The sequence below is a fragment of the Ensifer adhaerens genome (genome assembly GCF_000697965.2).
GTDB classification, from domain to species: domain Bacteria; phylum Pseudomonadota; class Alphaproteobacteria; order Rhizobiales; family Rhizobiaceae; genus Ensifer; species Ensifer adhaerens.
The window spans coordinates 1592333-1613716 of record NZ_CP015881.1; the positions used below are offsets into that span (position 1 = coordinate 1592333).

Here is a 21384-nt window from a genome sequence, read left to right on the forward strand (position 1 = left end):
GCTTGGCAATTATTCAGTCTTTAAGATCGCCTTAGCGGGCGAAGGCCGTACGTGCGACGCGGTCGATGTCGGCGCGTTCGATGCCGAGGTCGCGAAGTTCGCGGTTCGACATGCGGCCCAGTTCGGTGACCGTCTGACGGTACTTGCGCCAGTTGTTGATGGAGCGTGCGATGTTCATTTGATCCCCCTTTCAATGGGCTTTCGAAGCCTGGCTGCCAGTCCGTGGCGCCTCGTTTCGCTTCGATGAACACCTTATAGCTCAGGCTTTCCGTAAGTTGCAGCGCTCAAAACTCAGCGCTCCCATGTGGGAAACGCATGGGTCGCCACAACAACCTGTGCACGCAGATGCGGATAACAGCTTCGCGCAATGACGGCAGCGGAAACTGTTGATCCCGGCGACAGAGACAAGTATTTCTTTTGTCGACAAAGGAATCTGACATGACCGATATCGACACCGACAACAGCCCCATCCCGGAGCGCAAGCGCGGCTCCGGCGTAAAGATGGTCTATGACCTCTTGCGCGACGAGATCCTCGACCTGGTGCTGCCGCCGGGCAGCCCGATCGACGAAGTGCAGCTTGCCGAGCGGCTGAAGATGTCGCGCACGCCGATCCGCGAGGCGCTGGTGCGTCTTGCCGGCGAAGGGCTGATCGACACGCTGCCGAACCGCTCGACGATGGTGGCGAACATCGACTTCCTCAATCTCAATCCGTTCTTCGACGCGCTGGTGCTGATGTACCGCGTCACCACGCGGCTTGCGGCGCAGAACCACCGCCCGGAAGACCTGGCGATCATTCGCGGCTTCCACGAAGACTATGCGGCAGCCGTGCAGACGCGCGACCCGCTCACGATGATCGCCACCAACGCCGCCTTCCATGCGGCAATCGCGGAAAGCGGACGCAACCCCTATTTCACCAGCCTGTTCCGCCGGCTGCTGGACGAAGGGCGGCGCATTCTCCGTCTCTATTATCAGTCCTATGACGAGCAGTTCCCCCAGCGCTTCGTCGACGAGCATGCGGCCATGATCGCCGCGATCGCCGCGCGCGACGTCGAGGCTGCGGATCGGCTGGGCAAGGCGCATGCGGAGCAGATCGTCGAGCAGGTGCAGAAGCTTTTTGCCCGCAACAACAAGCTCGATATCGCTTTGTAGCGACCTTTGTATTTTTCTTGTCGACAAATAAAATACAAACGGCTATTGTCTGGATCAAAGGCAAGGGCGCAGGTGCGCCGCTGCCCTGAAGACAAAGCCGAGAGGAGTTTCAGATGAAGGCTCAGATTTTCACCGGCGTCATCCCGGCGCTGATGACCCCCTGCAAGGAAGACCGCACCCCCGATTTCGACGCGCTGGTGCGCAAGGGCAAGGAGCTGATCGCTCAAGGCATGTCCGCCGTCGTCTACTGCGGCTCGATGGGTGACTGGCCGCTCCTGACCGACGAACAGCGCATGGAAGGCGTCGAGCGCCTCGTCAAGGCCGGCATTCCGGTTATCGTCGGCACCGGCGCCGTCAACACTGCTTCGGCCGTCGCTCACGCGGCACATGCCGAGAAGGTCGGCGCCCAGGGCCTGATGGTCATCCCGCGCGTGCTTTCGCGCGGCTCGGTTGTCGCTGCCCAGAAGAACCACTTCAAGGCCATTCTCTCGGCCGCCCCGAGCCTGCCGGCTGTCATCTACAACAGCCCGTACTACGGCTTCGCCACCCGCGCCGACCTGTTCTTCGCGCTGCGCGCCGAACATCCGAACCTCGTCGGCTTCAAGGAGTTCGGCGGCGCTGCCGACATGCGCTATGCGGCCGAGAACATCACCAGCCGTGACGATGGCGTTTCGCTGATGATCGGTGTCGACACGGCCGTTTTCCACGGCTTCGTCAACTGCGGCGCGACCGGTGCCATCACCGGCATCGGCTGCGTTCTGCCGAAGGAAGTCATCCACATGTGCAACCTGTCGCGTGCCGCCGCCGAAGGCGACGTCGACGCACGTCTGCGCGCACTGGAACTGGAACAGGCGCTCGCCGTTCTCTCGTCCTTCGACGAAGGTCCGGACCTCGTTCTCTACTTCAAGCATATGATGGTGCTGAAGGGCGACAAGGAATACACGCTGCACTTCAACGAGAGCGACGTTCTCTCCGACAGCCAGCGCGGCTACGTCGAAGCCCAGTTCAAGCTGTTCAACAGCTGGTACGCCGAGTGGAGCAAGCTCCCGGGCGCGGTGCAGAAGTACAAGGCCTGATCGCTCGATCGGCACTCAAATAGAAAAGGCCCTCCGGTTGGAGGGCCTTTTTCGTTTGGCAGTCTCGACGGGTCGATGACCGACGAAAAGGTTAGCCGTCGCTTACGCGACGGCGTCCAGTCCAAGAGCAAGCAGCCGCTCGAGCTGCTCGATTTCAGCCGTGTTGAGAACGACACCTTCGACTTCCGACTTGGCGCGCGCCACGAAGCGACGCTGCGACGGCAGGCGGGCGCCCTGGCCGACGATCGCCTCAAACAGCACTTCCGCACGGGCGAAGGGATTGCCCGGGCGTCCGGCTGCAAATTTCTCCGGCGAGAAGGCGACGATCAGTTCGCCGTGGAACGGTGCAAGCGTCGTGGTGCCGAGATAGTCGAGCACTTCCGGGCTCGTCAGGTCGCCGATCATGATGCCGGCAAGAAGCTCGACCATGGTGCCGATCGCCGAACCCTTGTGGCCGCCGAAGGGCAGCATGGCGCCGGCAAGCGCTGCTTCCGGATCGGTCGTCGGATTGCCTTCGGCATCGATCGCCCAGCCCTCCGGCAAGGGCTTGCCGGCACGGCGGTGCAGTTCGATCTCACCGCGGGCGGCAACCGAGGTGGCGAAGTCGAAGACGTAAGGCGGCTTGTTTTCGCGCGGCCAGCCGAAGGCGAAGGGGTTGGTGCCGAGCAGCGGCTTGTTGCCGCCGGTCGGCGCAACGGTCGCATAGCTCGGGCACATCACGAGGCCGGCAAGTCCCTCGCCGGTCAGGCCTTCGACCTCAGGCCAGAGCGCCGAAAAATGGGTGCAATCATTGATGACGAGCGCGGCGATGCCCAGCGAGCGAGCGCGTTCGGCGAGAACCGGCAGGCCGAGCTCGAAGGCGGGATTGGCAAAACCGCCCTTGGCGTTGACCTTGACGATAGCGGAACCTTCGCCCGCTTCGAGCTCCGGTGTTGCATCCGGCTTCACCTTGCCCGCCTTGACGGTGCGAAGCGCTCCTTCGATGCGGTAGATGCCATGCGACTTGCAGGCATCCCGCTCGCCGGCGACGATCACGCGGGCCAGTGCACCGGCCTGAATGGCGTTGAGCCCCGCCTTCAGGAAGATCGCCTCAACGCGCTCGAAAAGTGCTGCGATCGTCAGGGTGTTGGTTTCGCTCATCTCTCTCCCTCTCAAATGCTGCGCCTGATCCGGAAGGGCCAGTCAGGCGATTGATGTTCTGCATACATATAGTATACAAAGATCCGACAAGTGCAATTCAGCCATGATCCCCTCTGCCAGAAAAGGCAATCCGGGATCGAACGAAAGGATCGGCAGATGGCCTTCACCCCCAAAGGAAAACACCTTGTCGCCGGCGAATGGCTCGACGGCGCGGGCACCTTCGCATCGGCACCCGCCCACGGTCCGGTCCACCAGTTCGCCACAGGCACCGTGGAACTGGTCAACCGCGCGGCTGAAGCCGCCGAAGAAGCCTTCCTGAGCTATGGCTATTCGACCCGGACCGAGCGCGCCGCCTTCCTGCGCGCCGTCGCCGATGAGATCGAGGCACGCGCGGAGGCCATCACCGAGATCGGCACCCAGGAAACCGGCCTGCCGGAAGCGCGCCTGCAGGGCGAACGCGGCCGCACCACCGGCCAGCTCCGTCTCTTTGCCGACCACATCGAAAAGGGTGAATATCTCGACCGCCGTTTCGATGCGGCCCTGCCCGAGCGTCAGCCGGCGCCGCGCCCGGAAATCCGCCTTATCCAGCGCCCGATCGGCCCGGTCGCCGTCTTCGGCGCCTCGAACTTCCCGCTGGCCTTCTCGACCGCCGGCGGCGACACGGCTGCCGCCCTTGCTGCCGGCTGCCCCGTGGTCGTCAAGGGCCACTCGGCCCATCCGGGCACCGGTGAGATCGTTGCGCAGGCCGTCGAGGCCGCGATCCGCAAGACCGGCGTTCACCCGGGCGTCTTCTCGCTGATCCAGGGCGGCAACCGCCAGGTCGGCGAAGCACTTGTCCAGCATCCGCTGATCAAGGCCGTCGGCTTCACCGGTTCGCTCGCCGGTGGCCGCGCGCTCTTCAATCTCTGCGCCGCACGTCCGGAGCCGATCCCGTTCTTCGGCGAGCTCGGCTCGGTCAACCCGATGTTCCTGCTGCCGGAAGCACTGAAGGCACGCGCCGAGACACTCGGCCAGGGTTGGGCTGGTTCGCTGACCATGGGTGCCGGCCAGTTCTGCACCAACCCCGGCATCGCCGTGGTTGTCGAAGGTGCTGACGCCGATCGCTTCACCACGGCCGCCGTCGAAGCGCTCGGCAAGGTCGCGCCGCAGACGATGCTGACGGACGGCATCGCCAAGGCCTATCACGACGGCCAGGCGCGCTTTGAAAGCCGCAACACGGTGAAGCCGCTGCTGACGACCGAATCGTCCGGCCGTTCGGTCTCGCCGAACCTGTTCGAAACGACCGGCGACCAGTTCCTGGCCGACCATGCGCTCGGCGAAGAGGTGTTCGGTCCGCTCGGCCTCGTCGTTCGCGTCGGTTCGACCTCTGAAATGGAACAGCTTGCCCGCGGCTTCGAGGGACAGCTGACCACCACCATCCACATGGAGGCGGCCGATCTCGAGACCGCCCGTCGTCTGCGCCCGATCGTTGAGCGCAAGGCAGGCCGGGTGCTCGTCAACGGCTTCCCGACCGGCGTCGAGGTGGTGGATTCGATGGTGCATGGCGGGCCCTATCCGGCCTCGACCAACTTCGGCGCAACCAGCGTCGGCACCCTGTCGATCCGCCGTTTCCTGCGCCCGGTCGCCTACCAGAACATGCCGGAAGGCCTGCTGCCCGAGGACTTCCAGGGCTAAGGCATTCGCCGACAGCTGCGGGCGCCTGCCGCCCGCAGCCGCAAGACACGACAGATCGCTGCGCAGGCATCCCATTTGACGAAACAAATGGGATACCTGCGCGCGTTCTGCGTTACGAACTTATACTTTTTGTATACTAATTGTATTTTTCTATTGATTTGTGCTGTCTAAAACGGAATAGTGCCTCAGCCGTCAAACGGCACTCATTTCAGGGAGAGAGAAAATGAAGACTTCGGTGCTCGCGCTCGGCCTCGTTGCGGCCGCTGCTCTGACCAGCCAGGCCCATGCCGACAAGCTGGATGACGTCATCGGCTCGGGTACGCTGCGTTGCGCAGTCGTGCTCGACTTCCCGCCGATGGGTTCTCGCGACGAGAACAACAACCCGATCGGTTTCGACGTCGACTACTGCAACGACCTTGCCAAGGCACTCGGCGTCACCGCCGAAATCGTCGAGACCCCGTTCCCGGAGCGCATTCCCGCCCTGATGTCGGGCCGTGTCGACGTCGGCGTTGCCTCGACCTCGGACACGCTTGAGCGCGCCAAGACCGTCGGCATGACGATCCCCTACTTCGCCTTCGAAATGGCTGTCACCGCCAACGAGAAGTCGGGCGTCAAGTCCTTCGAAGACATGAAGGGCAAGGTTGTCGGCGCGACCGCCGGCACGTTCGAAGCGATCGCTCTCGAAAAGCAGGTCAAGGAATGGGGCGCCGGTGAGTTCCGTCCGTACCAGACCCAGGCGGACGTCTTCCTCGCGCTCAGCCAGGGCCAGATCGACGCCACGGTTTCGACCTCGACCGTCGCCCAGGCCAACGTGAAGGGCGGCAAGTTCGCCGGCATCTCCGTCGTCGGCAAGGCTCCGTTCGACACCGACTACGTCGCGCTCTTCACCAACCGCGAAGAATACGGCTTCATCAACTTCCTCAACCTCTTCATCAACCAGCAGGTCCGCACCGGCCGCTACGCTGAACTTTACGAAAAGTGGGTCGGCGGCGAACTTCCGGACCTTACGGCTAAGGGCGTTTACCGCTAATATGCCGTTTATCTGGCGGCGCGAAGTTTAGCTTCGCGCCGCTATTCGTTTCCGAAGAGGTGAGACGAAACATGTTCAGCTATACCTTTCATTGGAACCAGGCGCTGAAAGCCCTGCCACAGATGCTCGACGGAGCGCTGGTCACCCTGCAGGTGGCTCTGCTCTCGATGGTCATCGGCCTGGCACTGGCGCTCGCGCTGACGGCTTGCCGCCTGTCGGGCAATCGCATCCTCGGTGGTTTTGCCACCGCCTGGGTCGAAATCGCCCGCAACACGCCGGCGCTGTTCCAGATCTACATGGCCCATTTCGGCCTCGGCAATTTCGGTATCCACCTGAGCCCCTATACGGCGCTACTCGCGGGGATCGCCTTCAACAATGCCGGTTATCTCGCGGAAAACTTCCGCGGCGCCCTCAAGGCCATTCCCGATACCCAGGCGCGGGCCGGCCGCTCGCTCGGCATGACCCCGGTGCAGGCCTTCCGCTACATCGTGCTGCCGCAGATGCTGCGCATCGCCTTCCTGCCCGTCACCAACCAGATGGTCTGGGCGATCCTGATGACCTCGCTTGGCGTTACCGTCGGCATGAACACCGACCTTGCCGGCATCACCCAGGAACTGAACGCCCGTTCGTTCCGCACCTTCGAATTCTTCGCGATCGCGGCGATCATCTACTACCTGATCGCCAAGGCCGTGACGCTGGGCGCGCGCCTGCTCGCCGCGCGCATGTTCCGCTACTAAGGAGAGGTGAGAGATGTTCAATACCGCCCTCACCCTCGCTGATCTCGGCTTCCTGCTGCAGGGCGCCTTGATGACGCTCGCGGTCACCGCCGTCTCGGTTACCGCCGGCACCGTGCTCGGCATCATCTTCGGCGTCGTGCGCAACCAGGTCGGCCCCTATTGGGCCGCTCCGCTCACCTTCGTGCTCGACATCTTCCGTTCGGTGCCGCTGCTGATCCAGCTGGTTCTTGCCAATGCCTTCCAGGCGATCGCCAAGCTCGGCTGGGCACCGTTCACGACCTCCTGCGTGGTGCTGTCGCTCTATACGGCCGCCTATTGCACCGAGATCGTTCGTGGCGGCATCTCTTCCGTGCCACCGACGACGCGCCGCGCCGCCCGCTCGCTCGGCATGACCTGGTGGCAGGACATGCGCTACATCGTGGCGCCGCTTGCGACCCGCGTTTCGCTGCCGTCCTGGATCGGCCTGACGCTCGGCGTCATGAAGGACTCCGCACTCGTCCTCTGGCTCGGCCTGATCGAACTCTTGCGCGCCTCGCAGGTGCTCGTCACCCGCCTGCAGGAACCGCTGCTGATCCTTCTGATCTGCGGCGCCATCTACTTCCTCATCAGCTTCCCGATCGCCCGGCTCGGCGGTTACCTTGAAAAACGGTGGTCCAATGATTGAGATCCAGAACGTTCGCAAATCCTTCGGCTCGCTGGAGGTTCTCAAAGGCATCGACCTCACCGTCAACAAGGGCGAGGTGCTGACCATCATTGGCGGCTCCGGTTCCGGCAAGTCGACGCTGCTGACCTGCATCAACGGTCTCGAGCCGATCGATGCCGGCCGCATCCTCGTCGACGGCACCGAGGTCCACGCGAAATCAACAAACCTCAACAAGCTGCGCAGCAAGCTCGGCATCGTCTTCCAGCAGTTCAATGCTTTCCCGCACCTGACCGTGCTTGAAAACGTCATGCTGGCGCCGCGCAAGGTGCTCGGCCTCTCCAAGGAAAAGGCCGAGGAGAACGCCGTCAAGCAGCTCACGCACGTCGGCCTCGGCGAGAAGCTCGGCGTCTATCCAACCCGCATGTCGGGCGGCCAGCAGCAGCGCATGGCGATCGCCCGCGCACTCGCAATGTCGCCGGAATACATGCTGTTTGACGAAGTGACTTCGGCGCTCGATCCGCAGCTCGTCGGCGAAGTGCTCGACACGCTGCGCATGCTGGCCTCCGAGGGCATGACGATGATCTGCGTCACCCATGAAATGAAGTTTGCCCGCGAAGTTTCCGACCGCGTCGCCTTCTTCCACAAGGGCGTGATGGCGGAAATCGCCGCACCGGAAGCGCTCTTCGGCGCGCCGAAGGATCCGGAACTCCAAAAGTTCCTCGCAGCGACGCACTGAGCCGATCATGAAGGATGCAGTTCAGCCTGACGTCATCGTCATCGGCGCCGGCGTTGTCGGCCTTTCTGCGGCGATCGCCGCCCAGGCACGGGGACTTTCCGTCACCGTGCTCGACCGGGAAGGCCCGGCAGCAGGTGCCTCGGCGGGCAACGCCGGGGCCTTCGCCTTCACCGACATCCTGCCGCTCGCGTCACCCGGCATCTTGAAGAAGGCGCCGAAGTGGCTGCTCGACCCGCTTGGGCCCTTGAGCGTGCCACCGGCCTATGCGGCACAGATCGCGCCGTGGATGTTCCGCTTCTGGCGCGCCTGCTCGGCAAGCCGCGTGGCCCATTCGACGACCGCCCAGACGGCGATGATGGACCTCTCCAAGGCCGAGCTCGAACCTTTCCTCGCCGAGACCGGCACCCTGCCGATGCTGCGCAAGGAAGGCAATCTGCAGGTCTATGAAAGCGAAGCCGAGCTGAAGGCCTCTCTTCCCGGCTGGACCGCGCGAGCCGAACACGGCATCGAGTTCCGACACATGGGCGCGGCCGAGATGGCCGAGATCCAGCCTGGTCTCGCATCGCGCTTCACCCATGGCACCTTTACCCCCGGCTGGTATTCCATCGCCGATCCCAAGCTCTACACGCTGGCGCTGGCAGACCATTTCCGCGCCAAGGGAGGTGTGATCGAGCGTGCCGAAGTTACGGCACTGAAGCCGATCGAAGGTGGCGTCGAACTGACGGCCGACGGCAAGACGCGGCGGGCAGAACAGGTCGTGCTTTCAGCCGGCGCGTTCTCGCACCAGGTCGCCCGTACGCTCGGCGAGCGTATCCCGCTCGAAACCGAGCGCGGCTACAACACCACGCTGCCGCAGGATGCCTTCGATCTGCGCACCCAGGTAACCTTCGGCGGACACGGCTTCGTCGTCACCAGGCTTTCGACCGGTATCCGCGTCGGCGGCGCCGTCGAACTCGGCGGGCTGAAGCTGCCGCCGAACTTCCGCCGCTCGGAAGCCATGCTGAAGAAGGCGCAAGCCTTCCTGCCGGGCTTCAAGAGCGAGGGCGGCGTGCAATGGATGGGCTTCCGCCCGTCGCTGCCCGACAGCCTTCCGGCGATCGGCCGCGCCCGCGCCACCGGCCGCGTCGTCTACGCCTTCGGCCACGGCCATCTCGGTCTCACGCAATCGGCCGGCACCGCACGGCTCGTTGCCGACCTGCTCACCGGCCGGCGGCCGGCGATCGATATCAGTTCCTTCTCGCCCCAACGTTTCTGACAGAGTTTAGACCATGGCCAACCACACCTTCTCCTGCATCGACGGCCACACCTGCGGCAATCCGGTCCGCCTCGTTTCCGGCGGCGGGCCACGACTCGAAGGCGCTAACATGCTGGAGAAGCGGGCCCATTTCCTGCGCGAGTTCGACTGGATCCGCACTGGCCTGATGTTCGAGCCGCGCGGCCACGACATGATGTCGGGCTCTATCCTCTATCCGCCGACCCGGCCCGACTGCGATGTCGCCGTGCTCTTCATCGAAACGTCGGGCTGCCTGCCGATGTGCGGCCACGGCACGATTGGCACCATCACCATGGCGATCGAAAACGGCCTGATCACGCCGCGCGAACCGGGCAAGCTTTCAATCGACGCGCCGGCCGGCAAGGTCGACATCACCTATCGCCAGGAAGGCCGCTTCGTCGAAGAAGTGCGCCTCACCAACGTTCCGGGCTTCCTCTACGCCGAGGGGCTGACGGCTGAAGTCGAGGGTCTTGGCGAGATCGTCGTCGACGTCGCCTATGGCGGCAACTTCTACGCCATCGTCGAACCGCAGAAGAATTTTCGCGACATGGCCGACCATACGGCCGGCGAACTTGTCGGCTGGAGCCCGAAGCTCCGCGCGGCGCTCAACGCCAAATACGAGTTCGTGCATCCGGAGCACCCGGAAATCAAGGGCCTCAGCCACATCCAGTGGACCGGCAAGCCAACACAGGCAGAAGCGCATGCGCGCAACGCCGTCTTTTACGGCGAAAAGGCGATCGACCGCTCGCCCTGCGGCACCGGCACGTCGGCGCGCATGGCCCAGCTTGCCGCCAAGGGCAAGCTCAAGGTCGGTGACGAGTTCGTGCATGAATCGATCATCGGTTCGCTGTTCAAGGGCCGTGTCGAGGCGGCGACCAAGGTCGCGGACCGCGACGCCATCATCCCGTCGATTGCCGGCTGGGCCCGCATGACCGGCATCAACACGATCTTCATCGATGACCGCGACCCCTTTGCTCATGGATTTGTCGTAAAATGACCCAATCGATCTCCGCCCGCAGCATTCTTTCCGGCTCCGCCGATGGCCCCATCATCGCCACGGAGGAGGCGCTGAGCTTCTGGGGCGGGGTCGATCCGGCAACGGGTCGGGTGATCGACGTGCACCATCCGCTGCACGGCCTCTGTCTGACCGACGGCATCCTGATGATGCCGTCGAGCCGCGGCTCCTGCACCGGTTCGGGCGTGCTGCTCGACATGGCGCTGACCGGCCGTGCGCCGGCGGCCCTGGTCTTCTCGGAAGCGGAAGACGTGCTGACGCTCGGCGCGCTGATCGCGGCCGAAATGTTCGGAAAATCCCTGCCGGTGCTTCGGCTTTCGCGCGACGCCTTCAAGGCGCTGGCGCAAGCAAAGACCGCGCGCATCAGCGATACGGCAATCGAAGCCGATGGCCTGACAATTCCGGTCGCTCCGCCGGCAATGACGGCGCTTGATCTCACCGACGACGATCGCGCCATGCTCGACGGTCGTGACGGCATCGCCGTGCAACAGGCGATGCGCATCATCGCGGCGATGGCGGCGCAGCAGGGTGCGGAAAAGCTCATCGACGTGGTCCAGGGCCATATCGACGGCTGCATCTATGCGAGCCCGGCAAACCTCACCTTCGCCGAGAAGATGGCGGACATGGGGGCCAAGGTTCGCGTGCCGACGACCATGAACGCGATCTCGGTCGACCGCGCCAACTGGCGGGCGCAGGGCGTGCCGGAGAGCTTCGGCGATCCGGCAGCAAGGCTTGCCGACGCCTATGTGCGCATGGGCTGCCGCCCGACCTTCACCTGCTCGCCCTATCTGCTCGACAGCGCGCCGAAATCCGGCGAAGCCATCGCCTGGGCGGAATCGAACGCCGTCATATTCGCCAACACGGTGCTCGGCGCGCGCACGGCCAAACACCCGGACTTTCTCGATCTCTGCATTGCGCTCACCGGTCGTGCACCGCTCTCGGGCGTCTATCTCGACGCGCCGCGCAAGGCGACGCGCGTCATCGACGTGGAACTGCCGGAGGATATCGACGATGCCTTCTGGCCGCTGATCGGTTATCTCGCCGGCAAGGCAGCACCCGACCGCATCCCGCTTTTGCGCGGTCTTGCATCGGCAAAGCCCTCGCGCGACGACCTCAAGGCGCTTTGCGCCGCCTTCGGCACCACGTCCGCATCCCCGATGCTACATGTGGAGGGCGTGACCCCGGAAGCGGAAGGTGCCGCCGCCAAGGATGCCGACCACACGACGATCACGCGCGCCGACATGGCCGCGGCCTGGTCGCTCCTGAACGACGGTCCGGCGGAGGTCGAGCTTGTCGCCATCGGCAGCCCGCATGCGTCGCTCGAGGAGTGCCGCGCGCTGGCCACAGCCTTCGACGGCCGCAAGCGCGATAGCAACGTCGCCGTGATCGTCACCGCCGGGCGAGACGCGATAGCCGCAGCACGGGACGAAGGTCTGCTTGCCCGCCTTGAAGAGAGCGGCATCCAGGTCCTGCCGGATATTTGCTGGTGCTCGATCTCCGAACCGGTCTTTCCGACCAAGACCCGGGCGCTGATGACCAATTCCGGTAAATACGCCCATTACGGTCCCGGTCTTTCCGGCCGCGCCGTGCGCTTCAGCAACCTCGCCGACTGCGTCGAGGCGGCGCTCACCGGCCGCGTTTCGGTGCGCCTGCCAGCCTGGCTCGCCTAAAGGCGTTCCTTCTCTCCGGCGTCGCCGCGTGGCGGCGCTGTCGAGGCGCCGAGCTCGTCGCCTCCCGACCCCAACTGATCTGCGTGGGGCTCGATGATTCCCTGACGCCGCCTCAAGCGGTGGAGCGCACCTGTGACGAGACGCAGGCTGCCTATCGGGCGGCCGCCGTCGAAGACGACTTATCTTTGGTTGCAGCGCCGGGCATCGGCCATGTCGAGACAGCGACCATGCGAGACGCGGTTCTGGCCCTTCTTTTCCACCACCTCGGCGGACCCGGCGGCGGCTGACGCAACCGAACATGGCGCTCGCACAGAAAACGCCTGGGCGCATGCGGCGCCAATCGCGCACGCCCTGCGTTCAACGCCTTATGACCACCGCTTCGATCAGGTTTTCGTGATGCCACAGTCACGATTTTTCATTCATTGAAACAACCCCTTCGAGAATCACGAGAAAGCGAGTACTCTGAAGGAACATTGCGCATGGGACGCCGTTTATTCGAATGAGCGAGCCGATAAGCAGCGATCCCCGTCTCAGCCAGCGGCCGCGGGAGAGCATGATGCAAAAGAGCGAATGCGACGTCTTTGATCTCTTCTCGGAGATCTATACAAGTGCAGCGCAAGAAGAAATCAGTCTTCAGGAATACCTTCTGGCATGTCGCGACGACAAAAGCATGTATGCCACCGCACAGGAGCGGATGGTTACAGCCATAGGTAATCCAACCCTCATCGATACCAGCGCGGACGAACGTCTCGGCCGCATCTTCTCAAACCGGACCGTCAAGATCTATCCATCCTTCGCCGACTTCTACGGCATGGAAGATACGATCGAGCGCATCGTCGGCTACTTCCGCTATGCCGCGCAGGGGCTGGAGGAGCGCAAGCAGATCCTCTACCTGCTCGGCCCGGTCGGCGGCGGCAAGTCGTCGCTCGCCGAGCGCCTGAAAAAATTGATGGAACTTCAGCCGATCTACACGCTGGCGGTCGGCGGCAAGGTCAGTCCCGTCTTTGAATCACCGCTTGGCCTCTTCCATCCCGACCGCATGGCCGACCTGCTCGAAGACAAATACGGCATCGGCCGACGCCGGCTGACCGGCTTGATCTCACCCTGGGCGACGAAGCGCCTCGACGAAGTCGATGGTGACATCTCCAAATTCAGCGTCGTCAAGCTGATGCCGTCGCGCCTGCGCCAGGTGGCGATCGCCAAGACCGAGCCCGGGGACGAGAACAATCAGGACGTTTCCTCGCTGGTCGGCAAGGTCGACATCCGCCAGCTCGAAAACTACAGCCAGGCCGATCCCGACGCCTATTCCTATAGCGGCGGCCTCAACCGCACGACGCAAGGCTTGCTCGAATTCGTCGAGATGTTCAAGGCGCCGATCAAGGTGCTGCATCCGCTTTTGACCGCAACCCAGGAAGGCAACTACAACGGCACCGAAAGCTTCGGAGGTTTCCCCTATCAGGGCATCGTTGTTGCGCACTCGAACGAGTCCGAATGGCTGCAGTTCAAGAACAACAAGAACAACGAGGCCTTCCTCGACCGCATCCTCGTGGTGAAGGTGCCTTACTGCCTGCGCGTCACCGAAGAGCGGCAGATCTACGAGAAGCTGCTGCGCGAAAGCGAACTGACCAAGAGCCCCTGCGCGCCGGAAGTGCTGGAAAGCCTCAGCCGCTTCACCGTCTCCACCCGCCTTGCCCGTCACGAGAACTCGCCGCTCTACACCAAGATGCGGGTCTATGACGGCGAGAACCTGAAGGACACCGATCCCAAGGCGAAGTCCGTTCAGGAATATCGCGACGCCGCCGGCGTCGACGAGGGTATGACCGGCATCAGCACCCGCTTTGCCTTCAAGGTTCTGTCGGAAACCTTCAACTACGACACCAAGGAGGTCGCGGCCGATCCCGTGCACCTCATGTACATTCTGGAACAGGCGATCCGCCGCGAACAGTTCCCGAAGGAGACGGAAGCGAGCTACCTCGACTTCATCAAGTCCGAGCTGGCATCGCGCTATGCCGAATTCATCGGCCACGAAATCCAGAAGGCCTATCTCGAATCCTACAGCGAATACGGCCAGAACCTGTTCGACCGTTACATCGCCTATGCCGACGCCTGGCTCGAAGATCAGGACTTCAAGGACCCGGATACCGGACAAATCCTCAACCGGGAGATCCTCGACAGCGAACTGTCGCAGATCGAAAAGCCGGCCGGCATCGCCAATCCCAAAGACTTCCGCAACGAGGTCGTCAAGTTCACCCTGCGCGCCCGTGCCAAGAACCATGGGCGCAACCCCTCCTGGACGAGCTACGAAAAGCTTCGCGACGTGATCGAGAAGCGCATGTTCGGCCAGGTCGAAGACCTGCTTCCGGTCATCAGCTTCGGCTCGAAGAAGGACAGCGCATCCGAGAAGCAACACGCCGAGTTCGTCCAACGCATGACGGAACGCGGCTATACGGAGCGTCAGGTCCGGCGGCTGGTCGATTGGTATATGCGGGTCAACAAGGCGGGCTGACGATGCCGAAGCAGGGGATTGGTATATGCCGAATTTCATCGACCGGCGGCTCAATCCGAAGGATAAGAGCCTCGGCAATCGACAACGCTTTCTGAAGCGGGCCCGCGAAGAGCTCAAGCGGGTCATCAAGGATCAGGTCAAGTCGGACAGGATCATCGACGTCGACGCCGCGCATGGCGTGCCGATGCCGACTGATGGTGCCAGCGAGCCCACGTTCCAGCCGTCCCGTGGCTCCGGCGAACGCAACTACGTGCTTCCCGGCAACAAGGAGTTTTCGGCAGGCGACCGCCTGCCGAAACCGGAAGCGGGCGGCGGTGGCGGCGGCAAGGGCAAGCCCGGAACCGGCGAAAGCGACGATGATTTCCAGTTCATCCTGTCGCGCGAGGAAGTACTGGACCTGTTTTTCGAGGATCTGGAGCTCCCCGACATGGTCAAGCTCAGCCTCAAGGAAACGATCACCTTCAAGCCCCGCCGCGCCGGCTTCGCCACGGCGGGAACGCCGACGAACATCAATGTCGGGCGCACGATGCGCAACAGTTTTGGCCGGCGCCTGGCGCTGCACCGGCCGAAGGAGAAGGAACTGACCGCGGTCACCGACGAGATCGCGCAACTGGAAGTGGAGCCGGAGCCGACGGCGAAGAGCCGACAGAGGCTCAAGGAACTGCGGGTCGAGCTGGAAAGGATCGAGAAGAAGCGGCGGCGCATCCCTTACGTCGATCCGGTCGACATCCGCTTCAACCGCTTTGAGCAGCAGCCGCTGCCGAACGCCAACGCCGTGATGTTCTGCCTGATGGACGTCTCGGCCTCCATGGGCGAGCGCGAGAAGGACCTCGCCAAACGCTTCTTCGTGCTTCTGCACCTGTTTTTGAAACGGCGCTACGAACGCATCGACATCGTCTTCATCCGCCATACGGACGAGGCGCGCGAAGTCGACGAGGAGACCTTCTTCTACAGCACCCAGAGCGGCGGCACGATCGTATCGACCGCGCTCGAAGAGATGATCAGGATCGTCGAGGACCGCTACCCCTCGCAGATCTGGAACATCTATGCGGCCCAGGCCTCCGACGGCGACAACATCATTGGCGACAGCGAACATTGTGCGGCACTGCTGCGGGAAAAACTCACGAAGCTCTGCCAGTACTATGCCTATGTCGAGATCATCGACGAGCGCGAGACGGAAATCTTCGGCTCGACGGACAACGGCACCGCGCTCTGGCGCGCCTATCGCACGGTGGACGGCGAGAAGTCGAATTTCCAGATGACCCGGATCGCCAAGCCCGCCGACATCTACCCGGTCTTCCGCAGGCTTTTTGCCCGGCAGCCGGCCGCACGCACCCGGAAGTGAGGGGGAGACCGGATGGCACGACGCACGACCTCAGGTCTCCTGTTCCAGGGGTCCGACTGGAATTTTGCGACGCTGTCGCGTGCTTACGACGCGATCGAGCAGGTCGCGCTCGAAGAAATGGGCCTCAGCGTCTACCCGAACCAGTTGGAGATCATCACCTCCGAACAGATGCTCGACGCCTATTCCTCGGTCGGCATGCCGCTCATGTACCAGCACTGGTCCTTCGGCAAGCGCTTTGCCTATGAGGAGCATCACTACCGTAAGGGCCACCGCGGTCTTGCCTATGAGCTGGTGATCAATTCCAATCCCTGCATCACCTATCTCATGGAAGAAAACACCATGGCGATGCAGGCGCTGGTGACCGCGCATGCCGCTTTCGGCCATAACCACTTCTTCAAGAACAACTATCTCTTTCGCCAGTGGACCGATGCCGGCGCGATCCTGAGCTATATGGATTTCGCCAAGAAATACGTGACCAAATGCGAGGAGCGGCACGGCACTGCCGCCGTCGAAGCCATTCTCGATTCCGCCCATGCGCTGATGGACCAGGGCGTCTTCCGCTACCGCCGCCCGCCACGCCTCTCCTCTGAAAAGGTGCGCGAAAGGGCGCGCGAGCGGCTGGAATATGAGGAGCAGACCTATAGCGACCTCTGGCGGACCCTGCCGCAGGTCGCCGAGAGCCGTGATCCGGCCGAGGCCGAGCGCGACGCTTCGGAGCGCAAGAAGGTGCTCAACCTGCCCGAAGAGAACCTGCTCTATTTTCTCGAAAAACACAGCCTGATCCTGGAGCCCTGGCAGCGCGAGCTGCTCAGGATCGTGCGTGTCATCGCGCAATATTTTTCGCCGCAGCGCCAGACGAAGGTCATGAACGAGGGCTGCGCCACCTTCGTGCACTACACCATCATCAACCGCCTCTACGACCAGGGCAGGATTGGCGAAGGTCACATGCTGGAACTGTTGCAGAGCCATTCCAACGTCGTATTCCAGCCGGATTTCAACGACCGGCGCTACCCGGGCATCAACCCCTACGCGCTCGGCTTTGCGATGATGCAGGATATCCAGCGGATTGCCACCGAACCGACGGAGGAAGACCGCGACTGGTTCCCGTCTTTCGCCGGCAACGGCGACTGGATGGAAACGCTGCGTGACGCCTGGGCGAACCATCGCGACGAGTCCTTCATCCTGCAGTATCTGAGCCCGGCGGTGATGCGCAAGTTCCGGCTGTTCCAGCTCTCCGATCGCTCGTCGGATCGTTTCGTCGAGGTTGCCTCGATCCACAACGAGCGCGGCTATTCCGCGGTCCGTTCGGCGCTCGCCAACAGCTACGACGTTGCTGCCAACCAGCCGGACATCCAGGTGATGGACGTCGATCTGCTCGGTGACCGGCAATTGCGGCTGCAGCACAATGTCAAGCACGGTATCCTGCTCGACGAGGGCAGCCGCGACGCGACGATGCGCCATATCCGCCATCTCTGGGGCTATGAGGTGAGCCTCGCCGGCGTCGATGCCCAAAGCGGGCGCACGGTGTACGAGTGCTCGACGGCAAAATCGTCCGAGTGAACGGATAAAAGCCGTGGGTCGTGGCCATCATTAGAATTGGTGGCAGGCATTAGAATTATTGGGTCATCAAGACGCGCCGCCGCGGGACCCGGTTGAGGCGCAGCTTGCGCTGCACGGCCCTGTGGCGGACGTTCAGCCTGCGATAACGTCGGGCGTGGCCGGCAAGGCCGCTGCCTCCTGCTCGGCCGCCGCAGCGAGCCAATCGTGGAAGGCGGTCATCGCCGGCGTGACGGGACGCGATTTCAGCCGCGTCAGCCAGTAGCTTCCCATCGAGGTGTGAACGTCGAAGGGCTGGCGCATCGTGCCGTTCGACAGCAGCCGCGAGAACATCAGTGGTGGCGCCAGCGCCACGCCGATCCCCTGGGCCGCTGCCTCCATCATCGCCAGCGAACTATCGAAGACGATGCCCTTGAGCAGGGGCGCCGGATAGGCGATGCCGGCTGCATCGAACCAGGTCACCCACTCGTCGGCCCGATAGGACCGGAGCAGCGTTTCGTCGAGCAGATCGGCCGGCGTCTTCAGCCGCTCGGCGATCTCGGGGATGCAAAGCACGGATAGCGGCGCCTCGAAGAGCCGCGTCGCCTCGATATTGTGCCAGGAGCCGCCGCCGAAGCGGATAGCGAAATCCAGCCCCTCGGCCGCCATGTCGACGCGGTTGTTGTTGGTGGAGAGGCGAACGTCGACAAAGGGATACTTCGCCTGGAAATCCGCGAGCCGCGGCAGCAGCCAACCGACCGCAAACGTGCCGACGGCGCCGATCATCAGCACTTCGCGAATATGCCCCGCCTCGAAGCGGTCGAGCATGTCCGCCATCCGGTCGAAGCTATCGCGCAGAACCGGCAGCAACGCCTCGCCCTCCGCCGTGATCATCAGTCCGCGCGGCAGCCGCTTGAACAGGGTCACGTTCAGGCGGTTTTCGAGAAGCTTGACCTGATGGCTGACCGCGGCTTGCGTAACGCAGAGCTCGATTGCCGCGCGCGTAAAGCTCAGATGCCGCGCCGAGGCTTCGAAAGCGCGCAGCGCATTGAGCGGAAGATATGGCCTGACCATGAATGCCCTAACTCACCTAATGGGTCTCGCAAATAAACGTGGTTTGTTGCGTAAGCACAATCCCTTTACGGTGAACTTTATCGGCGGTGCGTGCCGTTGCCCGGAAGTCGCCAACTCAGGAAAGGCGCGGTCAGCCGCACCGCTTTCGGAGACCTGATCCATGCGCCGTTTCATCTGGCCCTAGCGGCCGCAGGCACCGTCACCGAGCCAACGTCCGCGGACGTAGGCGCACCCCAATACTCCGCTCCGCATGCGCTGCCCGCCGCACGAACACCTGTGTCGGCGACGCTGCCTGCTGCCATGAAGGTCCGCTCTGCCCGTTATGAAGCTCCTCGTAAATCTGCTCGGCACATGCCTCAATCTTACTGTCGTCGTCGCGCTGGCCGCCGCCTCGCTCGTCGCAGCCCTGACGCGACACCTGCCCGATCACCGCACGCTCGCCAACTGGGAGCCGGCGGTGACCAGCCGCCTCTATGCCGCCGACGGCACGATGGTCGCGGAACTCGCGCGGGAACGCCGGCTGTTCCTGCCCATCGCCACCATCCCCGCACGCGTGCGCCAGGCGTTCCTCTCCGCCGAGGACAAGAACTTCTACACCCATCCCGGCATCGATGTTGCGAGCATCGGCACGGCGCTGCTCGCCAACCTCGCCAACTACGGCTCCGGTCGCCGCATGATCGGCGGCTCGACGATCACGCAGCAGATCGCCAAGAATTTCCTGCTGACGTCGGACCGGACTGTGGAGCGCAAGCTGCGCGAGGCGATCCTTTCGCTGCGGATCGACCAGACCTATTCCAAGGACCGCATCCTCGAACTCTATCTCAACGACATCTATCTCGGGCGCGGTGCCTATGGCGTGGCGCAGGCAGCGCTCACCTATTTCGACAAGCCGGTCAGCGAGCTCTCGGTCGCGGAGGCAGCCTTCCTCGCAGCCCTGCCGAAGGCGCCCAACAATTACGACCCGGACCGCCAGGCGGAGCGGGCAACCGGCCGCCGCAACTGGGTGATCGACCAGATGCGGCAGAACGGCGTCATCGACACCGCCGCCGCCGCAAAGGCATCCGCTTCCTCGCTCGGCGTCAGGCAACGCCAACAATCGCCCGCGGTCGCCAGTTCCGACTATTTCACCGAGGACGTCCGCCGCCAGCTCAACGCCCGATACGGCGATGCTGCCCTTTATACGGCCGGCTTCTCCGTGCGCACGACGCTCGATCCGCGATTGCAGGTCGCCGCCATGACGGCGTTGCGCAAAGGCCTCGTCGCCTATGACCAGGCAAAGGGCTACCGCGGCCCCGTCGCCAGGCTCCCTTCGACTGGAAACTGGGCGCCGGCGCTTGCCAGGCTCCAGCCGCTCGCCGACGTGCCGGAATGGCGGCTCGGCGTGGTGCTGGCGACCGACAAGGATGGAGCAGAGATCGGGCTAAGGCCGACGGTCGCGGAACGAAGCGGTGCTCTTGGCACCAACGAGACGATCCGCCTTGGCCGGGCGGGCATGGCCTGGGCGCTCTGCCGCTCGGCCAAGGCAAAGCGGGGCTGCGCCGCGGGACCCGACGGGGCTCTGGCGCCCGGCGACGTCGTCTATGTGGAAAAGGCGGGCGACGGCTACTTGCTCCGGCAGCCGCCGCTCGTGCAGGGCGCGCTCGTTTCCATGGATCCGAACACCGGCCGGGTGCTGGCGGTCGCCGGTGGTTTTTCCTATGCCCAGTCGGAATTCAACCGCGCAACCCAGGCCTATCGCCAGCCGGGCTCGTCGTTCAAGCCCTTCGTCTATGCCGCCGCCCTCGACAACGGCTATGCGCCGACGACGCTGGTGATGGATGCGCCGATCGCCCTTGCCGACGGCGCCGGGCGAATGTGGAAACCGAAGAACTACGACGGTCGCTTCAGCGGTCCATCGACGCTGCGCGTCGGGCTCGAAAACAGCCGCAACCTGATGACCGTGCGCCTTGCCCGCCATCTCGGCATGGATCTGGTCGCCGACTACGGCAAGCGTTTCGGCATCTATGACGAGCTGAAGCCTTACCTGCCGATGTCGCTCGGCGCCGGCGAAACGACGCTGCTCAGGCTGGTCTCGGCCTATGCGGTCATCGCCAATGGCGGCAGGGCCGTCACGCCTTCGATGGTCGATCGCGTCCAGGATCGTTACGGCCGCACGATCTTTCGCCACGACCAGCGCAAGTGCGACGCTTGCAACGCCTCCGACTGGACCGGCCAGGAAGAGCCCATGCCCGTGGACGACCGCGACTACGTGCTCGATCCGATGACAGCCTATCAGGTCACTTCGATGCTGCGCGGCGTTGTCGAACGTGGCACCGCTCGAAATGTCGGCTCGCTCGGCGTGCCGATCGCCGGCAAGACCGGCACCACCAATGACGAGAAGGACGTCTGGTTCGTCGGCTACACGCCCGATATCGTCACCGGTGTCTTCCTCGGCTACGACACGCCGAAGCCCATGGGCTACGGCGAAACCGGCGGCGGCCTCGCCGCACCCATTTTCATCGATTTCATGAAGGTGGCTCTTGCGGGGCGGGCCGCGGCCGATTTCCACGCGCCAACAGGCATGATGGTCGAGGCGATCGACCGGAAGAGCGGCCAGCCGGTCCCGGCGGGCACGCCGGGTGCCATTCTCGAATCCTTCAAGCCGGGCACTGCCCCTTGCGCCGGCGGCTGCCCGGTCATCGACGGCTTCGAGACGGCGAGCACATCGGCCACGGCCGATGCGGACCTTACGCCCGAACAGCGGGCGAAGCTTCTTACCAACAGCAACGGACTTTATTGAG

General features: G+C 63.6%; 18 protein-coding genes. 15 read left to right on the forward strand and 3 right to left on the reverse strand.

Features of this window, described 5'->3' with window-relative positions:
- Positions 1-31 precede the first annotated feature (31 nt).
- A complete protein-coding gene (locus FA04_RS26855; RefSeq protein ID WP_064817045.1) occupies positions 32-178 on the reverse strand; it encodes a DUF1127 domain-containing protein in 147 nt (48 codons plus the stop codon).
- 260 nt (positions 179-438) lie between these two features.
- Here FA04_RS26855 and FA04_RS26860 point away from each other — a divergent pair, with 260 nt between their 5' ends.
- Both FA04_RS26860 and FA04_RS26865 read left to right on the forward strand, forming a co-directional pair.
- A complete protein-coding gene (locus tag FA04_RS26860; protein ID WP_034798498.1) occupies positions 439-1149 on the forward strand; it encodes a GntR family transcriptional regulator in 711 nt (236 codons plus the stop codon).
- Between the two features lie 113 nt (positions 1150-1262).
- Positions 1263-2225 carry a dihydrodipicolinate synthase family protein gene (locus FA04_RS26865; protein ID WP_034798428.1) on the forward strand — a complete coding sequence of 321 codons (963 nt, stop codon included), beginning with the start codon at positions 1263-1265 and terminating at the stop codon, positions 2223-2225.
- Between the two features lie 102 nt (positions 2226-2327).
- On the opposite strand, the gene FA04_RS26870 is transcribed toward FA04_RS26865, so the two are convergent.
- Positions 2328-3365 (reverse strand): Ldh family oxidoreductase, encoded by a 1038-nt coding sequence (locus FA04_RS26870; RefSeq protein WP_034798426.1) that lies wholly within the window; start codon positions 3363-3365, stop codon positions 2328-2330.
- Between the two features lie 156 nt (positions 3366-3521).
- Between FA04_RS26870 and FA04_RS26875 the strand changes: the two genes are divergently transcribed.
- The 12 genes from FA04_RS26875 to FA04_RS26925 all read left to right on the forward strand — a co-directional run bounded on the left by FA04_RS26875 (position 3522) and on the right by FA04_RS26925 (position 17554).
- A complete protein-coding gene (locus tag FA04_RS26875; protein WP_034798423.1) occupies positions 3522-5039 on the forward strand; it encodes an aldehyde dehydrogenase (NADP(+)) in 1518 nt (505 codons plus the stop codon).
- A gap of 223 nt (positions 5040-5262) precedes the next feature.
- The gene (locus FA04_RS26880; RefSeq protein WP_034798420.1) at positions 5263-6069 is read left to right on the forward strand and encodes an ABC transporter substrate-binding protein; all 807 of its coding nucleotides are present in this window, start codon (positions 5263-5265) and stop codon (positions 6067-6069) included.
- Positions 6070-6140: 71 nt separating this feature from the next.
- Positions 6141-6806, forward strand: a complete 666-nt coding sequence (locus FA04_RS26885) for an amino acid ABC transporter permease (RefSeq protein ID WP_034798417.1) — start codon at positions 6141-6143, stop codon at positions 6804-6806.
- Between the two features lie 13 nt (positions 6807-6819).
- Positions 6820-7470, forward strand: coding sequence for an amino acid ABC transporter permease (locus tag FA04_RS26890; RefSeq protein ID WP_034798414.1), 651 nt, complete (start codon positions 6820-6822; stop codon positions 7468-7470).
- Positions 7463-8185 carry an amino acid ABC transporter ATP-binding protein gene (locus FA04_RS26895; protein ID WP_034798411.1) on the forward strand — a complete coding sequence of 241 codons (723 nt, stop codon included), beginning with the start codon at positions 7463-7465 and terminating at the stop codon, positions 8183-8185. The genes FA04_RS26890 and FA04_RS26895 overlap by 8 nt, the downstream gene beginning before the upstream one ends.
- A gap of 7 nt (positions 8186-8192) precedes the next feature.
- On the forward strand, positions 8193-9440 hold the full coding sequence (locus FA04_RS26900) for an NAD(P)/FAD-dependent oxidoreductase (protein ID WP_034798409.1): 1248 nt from the start codon (positions 8193-8195) through the stop codon (positions 9438-9440).
- A gap of 13 nt (positions 9441-9453) precedes the next feature.
- Entirely contained in the window at positions 9454-10455 is a 1002-nt protein-coding gene (locus FA04_RS26905) for a 4-hydroxyproline epimerase (protein WP_034798407.1), read from the forward strand.
- Complete coding sequence (gene lhpI, locus FA04_RS26910) at positions 10452-12143, forward strand: cis-3-hydroxy-L-proline dehydratase (RefSeq protein ID WP_034798405.1); 1692 nt, start codon at positions 10452-10454, stop codon at positions 12141-12143. Before FA04_RS26905 ends, lhpI begins: the two co-directional genes overlap by 4 nt.
- An 83-nt stretch (positions 12144-12226) precedes the next feature.
- The gene (locus tag FA04_RS35335; RefSeq protein ID WP_034798404.1) at positions 12227-12430 is read left to right on the forward strand and encodes a hypothetical protein; all 204 of its coding nucleotides are present in this window, start codon (positions 12227-12229) and stop codon (positions 12428-12430) included.
- Positions 12431-12699: 269 nt separating this feature from the next.
- A complete protein-coding gene (locus tag FA04_RS26915; RefSeq protein ID WP_034798403.1) occupies positions 12700-14649 on the forward strand; it encodes a PrkA family serine protein kinase in 1950 nt (649 codons plus the stop codon).
- 25 nt (positions 14650-14674) lie between these two features.
- Entirely contained in the window at positions 14675-15994 is a 1320-nt protein-coding gene (locus tag FA04_RS26920) for a YeaH/YhbH family protein (RefSeq protein ID WP_034798402.1), read from the forward strand.
- Positions 15995-16006: 12 nt separating this feature from the next.
- Positions 16007-17554: a SpoVR family protein gene (locus FA04_RS26925; RefSeq protein WP_034798401.1), complete on the forward strand. Its 1548-nt coding sequence runs from the start codon at positions 16007-16009 to the stop codon at positions 17552-17554.
- A gap of 132 nt (positions 17555-17686) precedes the next feature.
- Here the strand turns inward: FA04_RS26925 and FA04_RS26930 are convergent, their stop codons facing one another.
- Positions 17687-18604 (reverse strand): LysR family transcriptional regulator, encoded by a 918-nt coding sequence (locus FA04_RS26930; RefSeq protein WP_051659435.1) that lies wholly within the window; start codon positions 18602-18604, stop codon positions 17687-17689.
- 322 nt (positions 18605-18926) lie between these two features.
- Between FA04_RS26930 and FA04_RS26935 the strand changes: the two genes are divergently transcribed.
- Positions 18927-21383, forward strand: a complete 2457-nt coding sequence (locus FA04_RS26935) for a penicillin-binding protein 1A (protein WP_034798400.1) — start codon at positions 18927-18929, stop codon at positions 21381-21383.
- Position 21384: the final 1 nt, after the last annotated feature.